At 55.2% G+C, this 15,190-nt stretch carries 10 protein-coding genes, 2 tRNA genes, 3 rRNA genes and 1 riboswitch; of the genes, 3 read left to right on the top strand and 12 right to left on the bottom strand.

Annotated elements, in window-relative coordinates; genetic code table 11:
* Positions 1–5 precede the first annotated feature (5 nt).
* The 6 genes from metA to ACLHDD_RS16590 form a co-directional block, all read right to left on the bottom strand.
* Positions 6–935, bottom strand: coding sequence for a homoserine O-succinyltransferase MetA (gene metA, locus ACLHDD_RS16615; RefSeq protein WP_427104931.1), 930 nt, complete (start codon positions 933–935; stop codon positions 6–8).
* Positions 936–1,115: 180 nt separating this feature from the next.
* A 5S ribosomal RNA gene (gene rrf, locus ACLHDD_RS16610) occupies positions 1,116–1,231 on the bottom strand.
* A gap of 89 nt (positions 1,232–1,320) precedes the next feature.
* Positions 1,321–4,224 (bottom strand): 23S ribosomal RNA (locus tag ACLHDD_RS16605).
* 208 nt (positions 4,225–4,432) lie between these two features.
* Positions 4,433–4,508, bottom strand: a tRNA-Ala gene (locus ACLHDD_RS16600).
* Positions 4,509–4,646: 138 nt separating this feature from the next.
* Positions 4,647–4,723, bottom strand: a tRNA-Ile gene (locus ACLHDD_RS16595).
* 73 nt (positions 4,724–4,796) lie between these two features.
* Positions 4,797–6,338 (bottom strand): 16S ribosomal RNA (locus ACLHDD_RS16590).
* The 16S, 23S and 5S rRNA genes sit together here with 2 tRNA genes alongside, the layout of an rRNA operon.
* Positions 6,339–6,970: 632 nt before the next feature.
* Between ACLHDD_RS16590 and purH the strand changes: the two genes are divergently transcribed.
* Positions 6,971–8,560, top strand: coding sequence for a bifunctional phosphoribosylaminoimidazolecarboxamide formyltransferase/IMP cyclohydrolase (gene purH / locus ACLHDD_RS16585; protein ID WP_427104930.1), 1,590 nt, complete (start codon positions 6,971–6,973; stop codon positions 8,558–8,560).
* A gap of 19 nt (positions 8,561–8,579) precedes the next feature.
* Positions 8,580–9,860, top strand: a complete 1,281-nt coding sequence (gene purD, locus ACLHDD_RS16580; RefSeq protein WP_427104929.1) for a phosphoribosylamine--glycine ligase — start codon at positions 8,580–8,582, stop codon at positions 9,858–9,860.
* A gap of 32 nt (positions 9,861–9,892) precedes the next feature.
* Here purD and ACLHDD_RS16575 read toward each other — a convergent pair whose 3' ends face one another.
* The 6 genes from ACLHDD_RS16575 to nudC form a co-directional block, all read right to left on the bottom strand.
* Positions 9,893–10,555, bottom strand: a complete 663-nt coding sequence (locus ACLHDD_RS16575; protein ID WP_427104928.1) for a DUF1481 domain-containing protein — start codon at positions 10,553–10,555, stop codon at positions 9,893–9,895.
* A 69-nt stretch (positions 10,556–10,624) separates the two neighbouring features.
* On the bottom strand, positions 10,625–10,897 hold the full coding sequence (gene hupA / locus ACLHDD_RS16570; RefSeq protein ID WP_003850136.1) for a nucleoid-associated protein HU-alpha: 273 nt from the start codon (positions 10,895–10,897) through the stop codon (positions 10,625–10,627).
* Between the two features lie 188 nt (positions 10,898–11,085).
* Positions 11,086–11,676, bottom strand: coding sequence for a YjaG family protein (locus ACLHDD_RS16565; protein WP_111141241.1), 591 nt, complete (start codon positions 11,674–11,676; stop codon positions 11,086–11,088).
* A gap of 63 nt (positions 11,677–11,739) precedes the next feature.
* The gene (gene nfi / locus ACLHDD_RS16560; RefSeq protein ID WP_427104927.1) at positions 11,740–12,408 is read right to left on the bottom strand and encodes a deoxyribonuclease V; all 669 of its coding nucleotides are present in this window, start codon (positions 12,406–12,408) and stop codon (positions 11,740–11,742) included.
* Positions 12,409–12,410: 2 nt separating this feature from the next.
* Entirely contained in the window at positions 12,411–13,478 is a 1,068-nt protein-coding gene (gene hemE / locus ACLHDD_RS16555; RefSeq protein WP_427104926.1) for a uroporphyrinogen decarboxylase, read from the bottom strand.
* Between the two features lie 40 nt (positions 13,479–13,518).
* Positions 13,519–14,289: an NAD(+) diphosphatase gene (gene nudC / locus ACLHDD_RS16550; RefSeq protein ID WP_427104925.1), complete on the bottom strand. Its 771-nt coding sequence runs from the start codon at positions 14,287–14,289 to the stop codon at positions 13,519–13,521.
* 89 nt (positions 14,290–14,378) lie between these two features.
* On the opposite strand from nudC, the gene rsd reads away from it, so the two are divergent.
* Positions 14,379–14,885, top strand: a complete 507-nt coding sequence (gene rsd, locus ACLHDD_RS16545) for a sigma D regulator (RefSeq protein WP_427104924.1) — start codon at positions 14,379–14,381, stop codon at positions 14,883–14,885.
* A 150-nt stretch (positions 14,886–15,035) separates the two neighbouring features.
* Positions 15,036–15,136, top strand: a riboswitch (TPP riboswitch).
* The last annotated feature ends 54 nt before the right edge of the window (positions 15,137–15,190 follow it).

Here is a 15,190-nt window from a genome sequence, read left to right as displayed (position 1 = left end):
CGGGCCTATTCCAGCGTCGGGTTCATGTGACGCAGATCGAATGGCGTAATCTGGTAAACGTAGTAGTTGAGCCAGTTAGAGAACAGCAGGTTGCCATGACTACGCCATGTCGCACGCGGTGGCAGGGCCGGATTATCCTGTGGGAAGTAGTTATGGGGAACGTCCGGATTTACGCCCGCTTCATAATCACGATGATACTCACCCGATAACGTCAGGGCGTCATACTCCGGATGGCCGGTAACAAATACCAGACGTTTGTCCCTGCTCGCCATCAGATAAGCACCCGTCTGTTCTGATTCAGCAAACAGCTCGAGATCGGTGTAATCCCTGATCAGCTGGGAAGGAAAATCCGCATAACGTGAATGGGGTGCCAGGAAATTATCATCAAACCCCCGCGTCAGTAAGGCATGAGGATGCAGTATCTGATGCTCATAGACGCCCGACAGTTTGTTATGCCGGGTTTGCTTAGGAATCCCATACAGAATATTGAGTGCGGCCTGCACCGCCCAGCAGACAAACAGGGTGGAGGTGACATGCTCGTTTGCCCAGTGCAGTACGCGCTGGATCTGTGGCCAGTAGGCGACATCATTGAAATCGACCAGCCCGAGTGGCGCACCTGTAACGATTAAGCCGTCGTAGTTGTCATGCTGGATATCTTCAAAATTGCAGTAGAAGTTATTAAGGTGTTCAGAGGGCGTATTACGTGACTCGCGGCTATCGATACGCAGCAGCTGTATATCGATTTGGAGTGGCGAGTTGGACAGCAGACGCAGAAACTGATTTTCGGTTTCGATCTTTTTCGGCATCAGATTCAGTATGAGCACTTTAAGCGGGCGAATCTCCTGAACACTGGCGCGCGACGAGGTCATCACAAAGACGTTTTCATCGCGTAAAAAATTCACTGCCGGTAATTCGTCGGGGATCCTGATTGGCATAGCCTGCGCACCTCTTGCAACCATATAAACGTTTAGACATCTGGATGCCCAACATTAGCCTGATCGGTCGGGATTGTCGAGGTTTGATGCAGAAAATGAAAATGTTTCAGTTTTAAACGGGCAGACTACAGACGTAAAAAAGCCCCGCACTCGCGTGCGGGGCTTCTTCACTTATACAATGCCTGGCAGTTCCCTACTCTCGCATGGGGAGGCCCCACACTACCATCGGCGCTACGGCGTTTCACTTCTGAGTTCGGCATGGGGTCAGGTGGGACCACCGCGCTAAAGCCGCCAGGCAGATTCTGTCTTCCGCGCCGCCCTGGGGCCGCGCAGACTTATCCGGTTCAGGCTGAAAATCGTCTCTCAAAAACGCCTCTGGCGTTGTAAGGTTAAGCCTCACGGGTCATTAGTACCGGTTAGCTCAACGCATCGCTGCGCTTACACACCCGGCCTATCAACGTCGTCGTCTTCAACGTCCCTTCAGGACCCTCAAAGGGTCAGGGAGAACTCATCTCGGGGCAAGTTTCGTGCTTAGATGCTTTCAGCACTTATCTTTTCCGCACTTAGCTACCGGGCAGTGCCATTGGCATGACAACCCGAACACCAGCGGTGCGTTCACTCCGGTCCTCTCGTACTAGGAGCAACCCCCCTCAATTCTCCAGCGCCCACGGCAGATAGGGACCGAACTGTCTCACGACGTTCTAAACCCAGCTCGCGTACCACTTTAAACGGCGAACAGCCGTACCCTTGGGACCTACTTCAGCCCCAGGATGTGATGAGCCGACATCGAGGTGCCAAACACCGCCGTCGATATGAACTCTTGGGCGGTATCAGCCTGTTATCCCCGGAGTACCTTTTATCCGTTGAGCGATGGCCCTTCCATTCAGAACCACCGGATCACTATGACCTGCTTTCGCACCTGCTCGAGCCGTCACTCTCGCAGTCAAGCCAGCTTATGCCATTGCACTAACCTCACGATGTCCGACCGTGATTAGCTGACCTTCGTGCTCCTCCGTTACTCTTTGGGAGGAGACCGCCCCAGTCAAACTACCCACCAGACACTGTCCGCACCCCGGATCACGGGGCCACGTTAGAACATCAAACATTAAAGGGTGGTATTTCAAGGATGGCTCCACGCAGACTGGCGTCCGCGCTTCAAAGCCTCCCACCTATCCTACACATCAAGGCTCAATGTTCAGTGTCAAGCTGTAGTAAAGGTTCACGGGGTCTTTCCGTCTTGCCGCGGGTACACTGCATCTTCACAGCGAGTTCAATTTCACTGAGTCTCGGGTGGAGACAGCCTGGCCATCATTACGCCATTCGTGCAGGTCGGAACTTACCCGACAAGGAATTTCGCTACCTTAGGACCGTTATAGTTACGGCCGCCGTTTACCGGGGCTTCGATCAGGAGCTTCTCCTTACGGATAACCCCATCAATTAACCTTCCGGCACCGGGCAGGCGTCACACCGTATACGTCCACTTTCGTGTTTGCACAGTGCTGTGTTTTTAATAAACAGTTGCAGCCAGCTGGTATCTTCGACTGGCTTCAGCTCCGGGAGCAAGTCCCTTCACCTACGCGCCAGCGTGCCTTCTCCCGAAGTTACGGCACCATTTTGCCTAGTTCCTTCACCCGAGTTCTCTCAAGCGCCTTGGTATTCTCTACCTGACCACCTGTGTCGGTTTGGGGTACGATTCTGTGTTACCTGATGCTTAGAGGCTTTTCCTGGAAGCAGGGCATTTATCACTTCAGCACCGTAGTGCCTCGTCGTCACGCCTCAGTGTAAAGTGAACCGGATTTGCCTGGAACACACACCTACACGCTTAAACCGGGACAACCGTCGCCCGGCTGATATAGCCTTCTCCGTCCCCCCTTCGCAGTAACACCGAGTACAGGAATATTAACCTGTTTCCCATCGACTACGCCTTTCGGCCTCGCCTTAGGGGTCGACTCACCCTGCTCCGATTAACGTTGAACAGGAACCCTTGGTCTTCCGGCGAGCGGGCTTTTCACCCGCTTTATCGTTACTTATGTCAGCATTCGCACTTCTGATACCTCCAGCATGCCTCACAGCACACCTTCGACGGCTTACAGAACGCTCCCCTACCCAACAGTATTGCTACTGCTGCCGCAGCTTCGGTGCATGGTTTAGCCCCGTTACATCTTCCGCGCAGGCCGACTCGACCAGTGAGCTATTACGCTTTCTTTAAATGATGGCTGCTTCTAAGCCAACATCCTGGCTGTCTGTGCCTTCCCACATCGTTTCCCACTTAACCATGACTTTGGGACCTTAGCTGGCGGTCTGGGTTGTTTCCCTCTTCACGACGGACGTTAGCACCCGCCGTGTGTCTCCCGTGATAACATTCTCCGGTATTCGCAGTTTGCATCGGGTTGGTAAGCCGGGATGGCCCCCTAGCCGAAACAGTGCTCTACCCCCGGAGATGAGTTCACGAGGCGCTACCTAAATAGCTTTCGGGGAGAACCAGCTATCTCCCGGTTTGATTGGCCTTTCACCCCCAGCCACAGGTCATCCGCTAATTTTTCAACATTAGTCGGTTCGGTCCTCCAGTTAGTGTTACCCAACCTTCAACCTGCCCATGGCTAGATCACCGGGTTTCGGGTCTATACCCTGCAACTTAACGCCCAGTTAAGACTCGGTTTCCCTGCGGCTCCCCTATACGGTTAACCTTGCTACAGAATATAAGTCGCTGACCCATTATACAAAAGGTACGCAGTCACCCCATAAAAGAGGCTCCCACTGCTTGTACGTACACGGTTTCAGGTTCTTTTTCACTCCCCTCGCCGGGGTTCTTTTCGCCTTTCCCTCACGGTACTGGTTCACTATCGGTCAGTCAGGAGTATTTAGCCTTGGAGGATGGTCCCCCCATATTCAGACAGGATACCACGTGTCCCGCCTTACTCATCGAGCTCACAGCGTGTGTGCTTTTGTGTACGGGAGTATCACCCTGTACCCTGCGACTTTCCAGACGCTTCCACTAACACACAGGCTGATTCAGGCTCTGGGCTGCTCCCCGTTCGCTCGCCGCTACTGGGGGAATCTCGGTTGATTTCTTTTCCTCGGGGTACTTAGATGTTTCAGTTCCCCCGGTTCGCCTTGCAGCACTATGTATTCATGCTGCAATGATGCACAGAGTGCACCGGGTTTCCCCATTCGGACATCGACGGCTGTAGCGGTTCATATCACCTTACCGTCGCTTTACGCAGATTAGCACGTCCTTCATCGCCTCTGACTGCCTGGGCATCCACCGTGTACGCTTAGTCGCTTAACCTCACAACCCACAGGCGTTTTTCACGCTGCGGACTGCAAGCATTTGAGAGACTCGTACGCATCGCCTTTTTCATTCTTATTACGGAGAATGAAAGCGACGCGTCGTTTCAATTTTCAGCTTGTTCCGGATTGTTAAAGAGCATAATACGTCACAGCACACCGTTGCCGGTACGCTCTGAGGTATTTCAGAAAAAACAGTTAAAACGGTATGGTGGAGCTAAGCGGGATCGAACCGCTGACCTCCTGCGTGCAAGGCAGGCGCTCTCCCAGCTGAGCTATAGCCCCATACAGTTACTGCAGAGACCACTACGTTCAACCGAGTACACTTCGTGAGAAGTGCAATTCGTGCTCAGGCAAGGCATGTCTTCGCGAAGCATAGTGAACTATGCGAGCCGGAGACATAACGCAGCGTGAGTGCGAATTTGGTAGGCCTGAGTGGACTTGAACCACCGACCTCACCCTTATCAGGGGTGCGCTCTAACCACCTGAGCTACAAGCCTGTAGAGGTTTTTTCTGCTCGTTACTTTTTATCAGACAATCTGTGTGAGCACTGCGCGGGACTGTATCTTAAGGTAAGGAGGTGATCCAACCGCAGGTTCCCCTACGGTTACCTTGTTACGACTTCACCCCAGTCATGAATCACAAAGTGGTAAGCGCCCTCCCGAAGGTTAAGCTACCTACTTCTTTTGCAACCCACTCCCATGGTGTGACGGGCGGTGTGTACAAGGCCCGGGAACGTATTCACCGTGGCATTCTGATCCACGATTACTAGCGATTCCGACTTCACGGAGTCGAGTTGCAGACTCCGATCCGGACTACGACGCACTTTGTGAGGTCCGCTTGCTCTCGCGAGGTCGCTTCTCTTTGTATGCGCCATTGTAGCACGTGTGTAGCCCTACTCGTAAGGGCCATGATGACTTGACGTCATCCCCACCTTCCTCCGGTTTATCACCGGCAGTCTCCTTTGAGTTCCCGACCGAATCGCTGGCAACAAAGGATAAGGGTTGCGCTCGTTGCGGGACTTAACCCAACATTTCACAACACGAGCTGACGACAGCCATGCAGCACCTGTCTCAGCGTTCCCGAAGGCACCAATCCATCTCTGGAAAGTTCGCTGGATGTCAAGAGTAGGTAAGGTTCTTCGCGTTGCATCGAATTAAACCACATGCTCCACCGCTTGTGCGGGCCCCCGTCAATTCATTTGAGTTTTAACCTTGCGGCCGTACTCCCCAGGCGGTCGACTTAACGCGTTAGCTCCGGAAGCCACGCCTCAAGGGCACAGCCTCCAAGTCGACATCGTTTACGGCGTGGACTACCAGGGTATCTAATCCTGTTTGCTCCCCACGCTTTCGCACCTGAGCGTCAGTCTTCGTCCAGGGGGCCGCCTTCGCCACCGGTATTCCTCCAGATCTCTACGCATTTCACCGCTACACCTGGAATTCTACCCCCCTCTACGAGACTCAAGCCTGCCAGTTTCAAATGCAGTTCCCAGGTTAAGCCCGGGGATTTCACATCTGACTTAACAGACCGCCTGCGTGCGCTTTACGCCCAGTAATTCCGATTAACGCTTGCACCCTCCGTATTACCGCGGCTGCTGGCACGGAGTTAGCCGGTGCTTCTTCTGCGGGTAACGTCAATCGGCGCGGTTATTAACCGCACCGCCTTCCTCCCCGCTGAAAGTACTTTACAACCCGAAGGCCTTCTTCATACACGCGGCATGGCTGCATCAGGCTTGCGCCCATTGTGCAATATTCCCCACTGCTGCCTCCCGTAGGAGTCTGGACCGTGTCTCAGTTCCAGTGTGGCTGGTCATCCTCTCAGACCAGCTAGGGATCGTCGCCTAGGTGGGCCATTACCCCGCCTACTAGCTAATCCCATCTGGGTTCATCCGATAGTGAGAGGCCCGAAGGTCCCCCTCTTTGGTCTTGCGACGTTATGCGGTATTAGCCACCGTTTCCAGTGGTTATCCCCCTCTATCGGGCAGATCCCCAGACATTACTCACCCGTCCGCCACTCGTCACCCAAGGAGCAAGCTCCTCTGTGCTACCGTCCGACTTGCATGTGTTAGGCCTGCCGCCAGCGTTCAATCTGAGCCATGATCAAACTCTTCAATTTAAAGTTTGATTTGCTGCAACCAGTGCAGCGATGCTCATCTGTAAAACGTCATAATGAATGTCATTATGTGTTCACTCGTGAGACTTGATATTTTTTTGCGTCCGGAGACGCTGATATCAATCCTGCGAGTGCCCACACAGATTGTCTGATAAATTGTTAAAGAGCAGCGCGAACAGTGCGTTAGCGTCCTGTCGCGAGGTGGCGTATATTACGCTTTCCTCCTTCAGAGTCAACCTCTTTTTCAGAAGTTTTTCTCCGGCGGGTCAGTCTCCTGAACCTCTCAGCACGCTTCCCGTTGCCGGTGTGCCGTGTCGATGGATGCGCATTATAGGGAGTTGTTCCGGCGGCGCAACCCATAAATTGCATAAAAAAGCGTGTTCGCTGCATTCCACAGCAAAAGCCGCTGTTATACGCAGTTACACACAATGTTATCCACACTCACCGGCGTAATAAATTTAGACGAGCATCACGCAAACGTTTTCGCTACAATGCCGGGCATCGTTACGGATACCCCTTTTCGGGGCGTTACCTGAGGTTTTTAATTTTTTACTTCTTATAGAGAAGCGAAAAACATGCTAAAGCCTGATGTAACGCTCTTATATACGCGAAACAAAGCCAAGGGATAAACCACCATGCAACAACCTCGTCCTGTACGCCGCGCCTTGCTCAGTGTTTCTGATAAAGCCGGTATCCTCGAATTTGCTCAGGCGCTCTCCCACCGCGGTGTCGAACTGCTCTCTACAGGTGGCACCGCTCGCCTGCTGGCGGAAGCGGGTCTGGCTGTCACAGAAGTCTCTGACTACACCGGCTTCCCGGAAATGATGGATGGACGCGTTAAAACCCTGCATCCGAAAGTGCATGGCGGCATTTTAGGTCGTCGCGGCCAGGATGATGCCATCATGGCGCAGCATGACATCAGCCCAATCGACATGGTGGTCGTTAACCTTTATCCCTTTGCACAGACGGTTGCCCGTGAAGGTTGCTCACTGGAAGATGCCGTAGAGAATATCGATATCGGTGGCCCGACGATGGTGCGCTCGGCTGCCAAGAACCATAAGGATGTGGCTATCGTGGTCAGCAGTGGCGACTACGAGGCGATCATCGCTGAGATGGATGCCCACGAAAATGGCCTGACGCTTGAGACCCGTTTTGACCTGGCGATTAAGGCGTTTGAACATACCGCCTCGTACGACAGTATGATCGCTAACTACTTCGGCAGCCTGGTGCCCGCCTATCACGGCGAACGTCATCAGCCCGCCGGTCGCTTCCCCCGTACTCTGAATCTGAACTTCATCAAGAAGCAGGATATGCGCTACGGCGAAAACAGCCATCAGGATGCCGCCTTCTATATAGAAGAGAACATTGCTGAAGCGTCGGTAGCGACGGCGCAGCAGGTTCAGGGCAAGGCGCTCTCCTATAATAATATTGCTGACACAGACGCGGCGCTGGAGTGTGTGAAAGAGTTCAGCGAGCCTGCCTGCGTTATCGTCAAGCATGCCAACCCCTGCGGCGTGGCAACCGGTGACAGTCTGCTGTCAGCTTATGATCGCGCTTACCAGACCGACCCGACCTCCGCATTCGGTGGCATCATCGCCTTTAACCGTGAGCTGGATGAAGCCACAGCGCAGGCGATTATCAGTCGCCAGTTCGTCGAGGTGATCATCGCACCGGCCGTTTCCGAGGCAGCGCTGAAAATCACTGCCGCCAAGCAGAACGTCCGTGTGCTGATCTGCGGTCAGTGGCAGAACCGCACGGCTGCGCTGGATTTCAAACGCGTAAATGGCGGCCTGCTGGTTCAGGATCGCGATCTTGGTATGGTCGACGCCAGCCAGCTGCGCGTGGTGAGCAAGCGTCAGCCGTCAGAGCAGGAGCTGCGTGATGCTTTGTTCTGCTGGAAGGTCGCCAAGTTTGTGAAATCGAATGCCATCGTTTATGCACGTGACGGCATGACTATCGGTATCGGCGCCGGGCAGATGAGTCGCGTCTACTCGGCTAAGATTGCGGGTATCAAAGCCGGTGATGAAGGTCTGGAAGTCAAAGGCTCGGCGATGGCTTCGGATGCGTTCTTCCCCTTCCGCGACGGTATTGATGCTGCAGCCGCCGTCGGTGTGAGCTGTGTGATCCAGCCTGGCGGCTCTATCCGCGATGAAGAAGTGATTGCCGCCGCAGATGAGCATGGCATTGCCATGATCTTCACCGACATGCGTCATTTCCGCCATTAATCACTCCGGAGAGTAACAGATGAGAATTTTAGTAATCGGCAATGGCGGACGTGAACATGCGCTGGCCTGGAAAGCCGCTCAGTCGCCGCTGGCGGAAACCGTGTTCGTTGCACCGGGTAACGCCGGAACGGCACTGGAGCCGGCACTGCAGAATGTCGCCATCAGTGCGACCGATATCCCTGCCCTGCTTGAGTTTGCACAGCGCGAAAAGATCGATCTGACAATCGTCGGGCCGGAAGCGCCGCTGGTGATTGGCGTGGTCGATGCCTTCCGTGAGGCCGGACTCAATATCTTTGGCCCTACCCAGGCCGCAGCACAGCTGGAAGGTTCGAAAGCCTTTACCAAGGACTTCCTGGCGCGTCATCAGATCCCCAGCGCCGCTTACCAGAATTTCACTGAAGTCGAGCCGGCGCTGGCCTGGCTGCGCGAGAAAGGCGCACCCATCGTCATTAAGGCTGACGGCCTGGCCGCGGGTAAAGGCGTGATTGTGGCGATGACGCTGCAGGAAGCTGAAGAGGCGGTGCAGGATATGCTGGCCGGTAACGCCTTTGGCGATGCCGGACACCGTATCGTGATCGAAGAGTTCCTTGAAGGCGAAGAAGCCAGCTTTATCGTGATGGTCGATGGCGAGCATGTGCTGCCGATGGCTACCAGCCAGGACCATAAACGTGTGGGCGATGGCGACACCGGACCGAATACCGGCGGAATGGGCGCTTACTCACCGGCTCCGGTAGTGACGGATGAGATCCACCAGCGCGTCATGGATCAGGTTATCTGGCCGACCGTGCGTGGCATGGCCGCTGAAGGCAACGTCTACACCGGTTTTCTCTATGCCGGCCTGATGATCGATCACACCGGCCAGCCGAAAGTGATCGAATTCAACTGTCGCTTTGGCGATCCGGAAACACAGCCGATCATGCTGCGCCTGCAGTCGGATCTGGTCGATCTTTGCCTGGCCGCCTGCGAAGGGACGCTGGATCAAAAAACGTCGGACTGGGATCCCCGCCCTGCGCTGGGCGTGGTGCTGGCGGCAGGGGGTTATCCGGGCGACTACGCACAGGGCGATCAGATCCATGGTCTGCCGCTGGAAGAGGTTACGGATGGCAAAGTCTTCCACGCCGGCACCCGTCTGGAAGAGGACCGGGTGCTGACGAACGGCGGCCGCGTGCTCTGTGTCACCGCGCTGGGTGAGGATGTGGCAGCTGCTCAACAGCGTGCCTATGAACTGACGAAGCCTATCTCCTGGCAGGGCAGTTTCTGCCGTCGCGATATCGGCTACCGCGCCATTAATCGCAAATAAGTTCAGGGGGCACCCGGTGCCCCCCTTTCCCTTCACATATCGTCTTCTGTCGGCTGCTGTGAGCACGCATCCTGCTGGCTCATCCGCAACAGCTGAACGCCTTCTGGCGCTTCAAGCCATGACACCATCAGCGGTGTCCGGGCATGACTCTGCTGCTGTGTCAGCCTCTGCAGCGCATCAGCGTCAAACGCCGGTCTGACCCGCTGACCTTCACAACGTGTCACTATCCCGTTTCCCTGCCAGTGTCCCTGCCTGAGGAACACCCGGCCGCTCAGCAGGGCATCGCTGAGGTTACGCATTCGCTGCGCATCAAACTTATAGAGCTCAACCGCATCGGGGCTGACCGCTTCACGGCGGCCTGCAAGCTGACGCTGCATAAAGGTAAGGCCACCGGTTTGGTCAAAGCGCAGAGTCACATCGTCAGGTGCATTTCCCTTTACCTGACGCTGAATGCTGGTCAGAGCATCTTCCAGCCAGACATAGTCCGTTACCTCGCCCTCACCGCCGCTGAACGGCGTATAGAGGGTGCGGATATGCACCGACTGATGATCGTTATTTTTACGCCAGATACGCACGACGCCGCGATCGGCAAGATAGCCGCTGGCAGAAAAGGGAGGAATATCCGGAGTGGCGCTACAGCCAAAAAGAAACAGGGAGAGAGACAGAACAGATAAACGCTGAAACAGCGGGGTCATGATGGCAGGCCTCTTAAACAAAAGGGGCGAAACGCCCCCTGTTTTAAAGCTTAACCGCAGTGCGACGTCTTACTTAACGGCGTCTTTCAGCGCTTTACCAGACACGAATGCCGGTACGTTTGCTGCAGCGATTTTGATCTCTTTGCCAGTCTGCGGGTTACGACCGGTACGCTCAGCGCGGTGGTTCACTTTAAAAGTACCAAAACCAACCAGTTGTACAGCATCACCATCTTTCAGAGACTCAGTAATCGCAGCCAGAGTTGATTCCAGCGCTGCCTTAGCCTGGGTTTTAGACAGGTCAGCTTTTTCTGCGATCACATCAATCAGTTGAGTCTTGTTCATAAGTTATCCTTAAAGTGTATTTATCGCTTGCTAAGCAACGAGTGCGAGGGAAAAGCCATATTCTGGCACTCTTCTGCCTGCACGCACCGATAGCCACAATTTTCAGCCCCCCAAATGTAGACCAGAGAGGGGGCCGATGTGAAGCCTCCAGGCGCGCTAATTCGGGCCTGAAGTCACGTTTTATCGCCTTACTGCTGGAAATTTATACCGATGTTGCTAATTCCCGCTTCACGCAGGTCAGATCGCAGACCCTTAATCAATTCCAGGTCGCGCTCTTCGCACTCCGCCAGCAGGCGGAAAATCTCCCACTGAAGGTCCCACTCATCAATGACAGCCGGGTTTTCACGCAGCTCTTCGTCGGTCATTTCGCGTCCGGCCTGAGTCATTTCCAGCATGGCCACCGTGGTAATTGAGGTCCTGCTGACTTCAATAGCATGCTCAAGCGTTTCCCCGCTCAGCTGCGCATGAACGACCTCACTCAATGCCACGCAGGCATCGATAGCCGGATAGACGCCGTAAACCTCAAACGCATCACCATCAGGAATGGCGGCTTCAAGTTTTTCCAGCTGGCTGTCGAAGTTAATCTTCGCATCTTTGACCGTCAGGCTTTCCCAGATCAGATCAAGAATACGACGATAGAGCGCCGGTTCGGCAAACTCAGTCTGCTCGCAGAACGCATGATAATTGGGATACATGCGTTCGCACAGGCAGGCCATAAAGGTCAGGTGCTGCCAGCTTTGCAGCTTTGCCAGACGCAGATGAACGGGGTTCTGTAACATAAAGGTGGCTCTTATTCGTTTCGCTGGCCGCAGTGTAACTGCAAAAGCGCAGCACAAACAGTGTTAAAGCGCGTTTTGCCAGCGCTGGAAAGCGGTTCGGTTAGAGGCGACCGCATCCGCCCAGCGTGTCGGTTCCGGCAGACGGTAACCGCGCGTACAGTTTTCGACCCACTGCAGCGCAGTATCCAGGCTGACCCGATGACCGGTGGCGACAAACAGCGGATTGCAGCGTTGCTTGCTGCGCCAGACCCAGCCTATCTGTTCGCCTTTGTCGATCAGCGGCTGACGACTGCCGGGCTGCGCGTCCGGCTCCTCAAAACGGCCACACAGGCGGCGCTTGGCCACCCCAATCGTCGGCACATCCACCAGCAGGCCAAAATGTGAGGCGACGCCGAGCCGTCTGGGATGGGAGATGCCGTGCCCGTCCACAAACAGCAGGTCCGGCTTCTGATCCAGCATCTGCCACGCCGCCATCAGCGCCGGATATTCCCGGAACGAGAGGAAGCCCGGAATGTAGGGCATCGTGGTTTCGATACGGGCGATGCGATGTTCCACCAGCTTCAGTGAGGGATATTCCAGCACGACCATTGCCGCCCGCGTGATCGCGCCTTCCTGCTCGAATCCCACGTCCGCCCCGCCAATAAAGCGGGGCGGCAGCACGTCGAAGTCATCCTCACGCACCACGTCAGCGGCGCGTTGAAGCTGCTCAGCGCGAAGTGCGGCAATATCCATGATTACTCCTGATGCCAGGGACGTGACAGACGGTGTACCGCCTCCACAAAGACGCCGGCATTTTCAGGCGGGACATCCTGATGAATACCGTGCCCCAGATTAAAGACGTGGCCGGTGCCCGCGCCAAAGCGCTCAAGGATACCCGCCACTTCCTGTTCGATACGCTCAGGGGCCGCATAGAGCATTGAGGGGTCCATGTTACCCTGCAGCGCCACTTTGTCGCCTACGCGACGGCGCGCATCATCGATATCGGTGGTCCAGTCGAGACCCAGCGCATCGCAGCCGGTGGCCGCCATCGCTTCCAGCCACTGTCCGCCTCCTTTGGTGAACAGCGTCACCGGCACACGGCGGCCGTCGTTTTCACGCAGCAGGCCATCGACAATTTTGTGCATGTAGTGGAGTGAGAACGCTCGGTAGTCACGACCGGTCAGTACGCCGCCCCAGGTATCAAACACCATGACGGACTGCGCACCAGCGCGGATCTGCGCGTTGAGATAGAGGATGACGCTGTCGGCCAGCTTGTCCAGCATCGCGTGCAGCGTGGCGGGCTCGGCATACATCATCTTCTTGATGCGGGTAAAGGCCTTGCTGCTGCCGCCTTCGACCATATAGGTCGCCAGCGTCCAGGGACTGCCTGAGAAGCCAATCAGCGGCAGGTCGCCGTTGAGATTTTTACGGATGGTGCGAACGGCATTCATCACATAGCCCAGTTCCATTTCCGGATCGGGCACCGGTAAACGCTCAACGTCCGCGCGGCAGGTCACAGGGTTTGCGAAACGCGGGCCTTCACCCGCTTCGAAATAGAGTCCCAGTCCCATCGCATCCGGAATAGTCAGGATGTCACTGAAGAGGATGGCGGCATCCAGCGGATAACGGCGCAGCGGCTGCAGGGTGACTTCACAGGCCAGCTCGGCGTTTTTGCACAGCGACATAAAATCGCCCGCCTGGGCGCGCGTCGCTTTGTACTCCGGCAAATAGCGCCCGGCTTGTCGCATCATCCATACCGGCGTGACATCGACCGGCTGACGTAACAGGGCACGCAAATAACGATCGTTCTTCAGTTCACTCATCTCAACACTCTCTCAATAACAGGCGTGTAGTGTAGCACTTTCACGCTTCCGCGCGGCACAGGGCGACGGTATCTTCAATCAGGCGGCGCGCCACGGTGCCCGGCGGAGGCAGCAGCGGCAAATCGTCGAAACGGAACCAGGCCGCATCCAGCAGCTCTTTACCGTCGTGCTGCAGATCGCCACTCTCATATTCCGCCACAAACGCGGTCATCAGCGATTGCGGGAAGGGCCACGGCTGAGAGGTGACGTAACGAACGTTTTTGATGCGGATATTGCTCTCTTCCATTACCTCACGGGCGACGGCCTGCTCCAGCGTTTCGCCGACTTCGACAAATCCTGCCAGTACGGTATAAACCTTATTGCGATGCCGGGCATGATTCGCCAGCAGAATTTCATCACCGCGACGAATGGCCACAATGATGCAGGGCGCGATCTGCGGATAGTAGCGTTCGCGGCAGTGACTGCACAGACAGGCAAACTCATGTTTGCTGTGATGCATTTCATGCCCGCAGTAGCCGCACCAGCGATGAGAGCGGTAGAACTCTGCCAGCTGCACGCCGCGCCCGGCCAGCTGAAACAGTTCCACATCCTGATCGATCAGCTGCCGCACCGAAAACATATCTGCTGAACGCGGCTCACAAATCAGCCAGACTTTTTCCCCCTGCCACTCGCCGATCGTCCGGGCTTTACTGCCCGTTAAACCAAACTTTTCAGCGTTTCCGTGGGGTAAATCACCTTGTGGCAACCAAAGTTTCTGTTCATGGCTGACAATCCACCATCCAGCGTCTACGCTTGAGATTTCGCATTGCATTTATTTCGTCATCCTTAGCGTCAAATCGCACGCTGAAGCCCTGATGTTAAGTGTGTAGATAAACAACTATAACTCACATGGAGTTAGATATGCTTAACCAGTTAGAAGTCCTGGCTGAACGCGTAGGTGGCAGTAATGAACTGGTCGACTCATGGCTTGAAGCGCGTCGGCAGCTGCTGGTGACCTATTATCACCTCGTCGGTCTTAAACCCAACAAAGAAGCGCTGACGCGTCTGGATGAGCAGGCGCTGGACAACTTCTGTCACGGTCTGGTCGACTACCTTTCTGCAGGTCACTTCAGTATTTATGAGCGCGTCATTAATGAAATGAGTGGTGACAGCCCGATGATTGCTGCCGCGCAGATCTATCCGCCGCTGGAAGCGAATACGGAACGTCTGATGCAGCTGTATGATGGTCACCTGCAGCAGGCAATTGATGATGAGAACTGCATGACTTTCCAGCAGGCGCTGTCTGAAGTGGGTGAAGTGCTGGAAGCCCGCTTTACGCTGGAAGATAAGCTGATTCAGCTCGCGTGGGATAATCAGCTGGCTACGCCGTCAGTGGCCAACGACAGCCAGATCGCCCGTCCGGCATAAGGCCGATTCACATCAGGGGTATTGAGATTATCCGGTAGCCCTTTTATGCTGAACAGGTTCTGAGGCAAAGACGCCAAAGAACTTTTTTATTTGTGCATTGAAATATCACGTTTTTACCGCTGAGGCCGCGCTAAGCGCCCGCGTAAAAACCGCTTCTTGTCGGAGTGCCCAGTCGGGCTGAGACCGTTAATTCGGGATCCGCGGAACCTGATCAGGTTAGAACCTGCGAAGGGAACAAGAGTAATCAGTCACTGTCTGCCAGCCGTTGTACGCTGTCTGTACGCTTACTCCTTCCGAACTCCGGA

The organism is Pantoea sp. NSTU24 (assembly GCF_050157905.1).
In the GTDB taxonomy this organism is placed as follows: Bacteria; Pseudomonadota; Gammaproteobacteria; order Enterobacterales; family Enterobacteriaceae; genus Pantoea.
The sequence above is the reverse complement of the archived record's forward strand: the minus strand, read 5'-3'. Positions and strand labels throughout refer to the sequence as shown.

What these genes read in the sequence shown, in the direction of transcription:
- metA (WP_427104931.1), bottom strand. Translation starts at nt 935, where the DNA reads ATGCCAATCAGGATCCCCGACGAATTACCGGCAGTGAATTTTTTACGC.
- purH (WP_427104930.1), top strand. Translation starts at nt 6,971, where the DNA reads ATGCAACAACCTCGTCCTGTACGCCGCGCCTTGCTCAGTGTTTCTGAT.
- purD (WP_427104929.1), top strand. Translation starts at nt 8,580, where the DNA reads ATGAGAATTTTAGTAATCGGCAATGGCGGACGTGAACATGCGCTGGCC.
- ACLHDD_RS16575 (WP_427104928.1), bottom strand. Translation starts at nt 10,555, where the DNA reads ATGACCCCGCTGTTTCAGCGTTTATCTGTTCTGTCTCTCTCCCTGTTT.
- hupA (WP_003850136.1), bottom strand. Translation starts at nt 10,897, where the DNA reads ATGAACAAGACTCAACTGATTGATGTGATCGCAGAAAAAGCTGACCTG.
- ACLHDD_RS16565 (WP_111141241.1), bottom strand. Translation starts at nt 11,676, where the DNA reads ATGTTACAGAACCCCGTTCATCTGCGTCTGGCAAAGCTGCAAAGCTGG.
- nfi (WP_427104927.1), bottom strand. Translation starts at nt 12,408, where the DNA reads ATGGATATTGCCGCACTTCGCGCTGAGCAGCTTCAACGCGCCGCTGAC.
- hemE (WP_427104926.1), bottom strand. Translation starts at nt 13,478, where the DNA reads ATGAGTGAACTGAAGAACGATCGTTATTTGCGTGCCCTGTTACGTCAG.
- nudC (WP_427104925.1), bottom strand. Translation starts at nt 14,289, where the DNA reads ATGCAATGCGAAATCTCAAGCGTAGACGCTGGATGGTGGATTGTCAGC.
- rsd (WP_427104924.1), top strand. Translation starts at nt 14,379, where the DNA reads ATGCTTAACCAGTTAGAAGTCCTGGCTGAACGCGTAGGTGGCAGTAAT.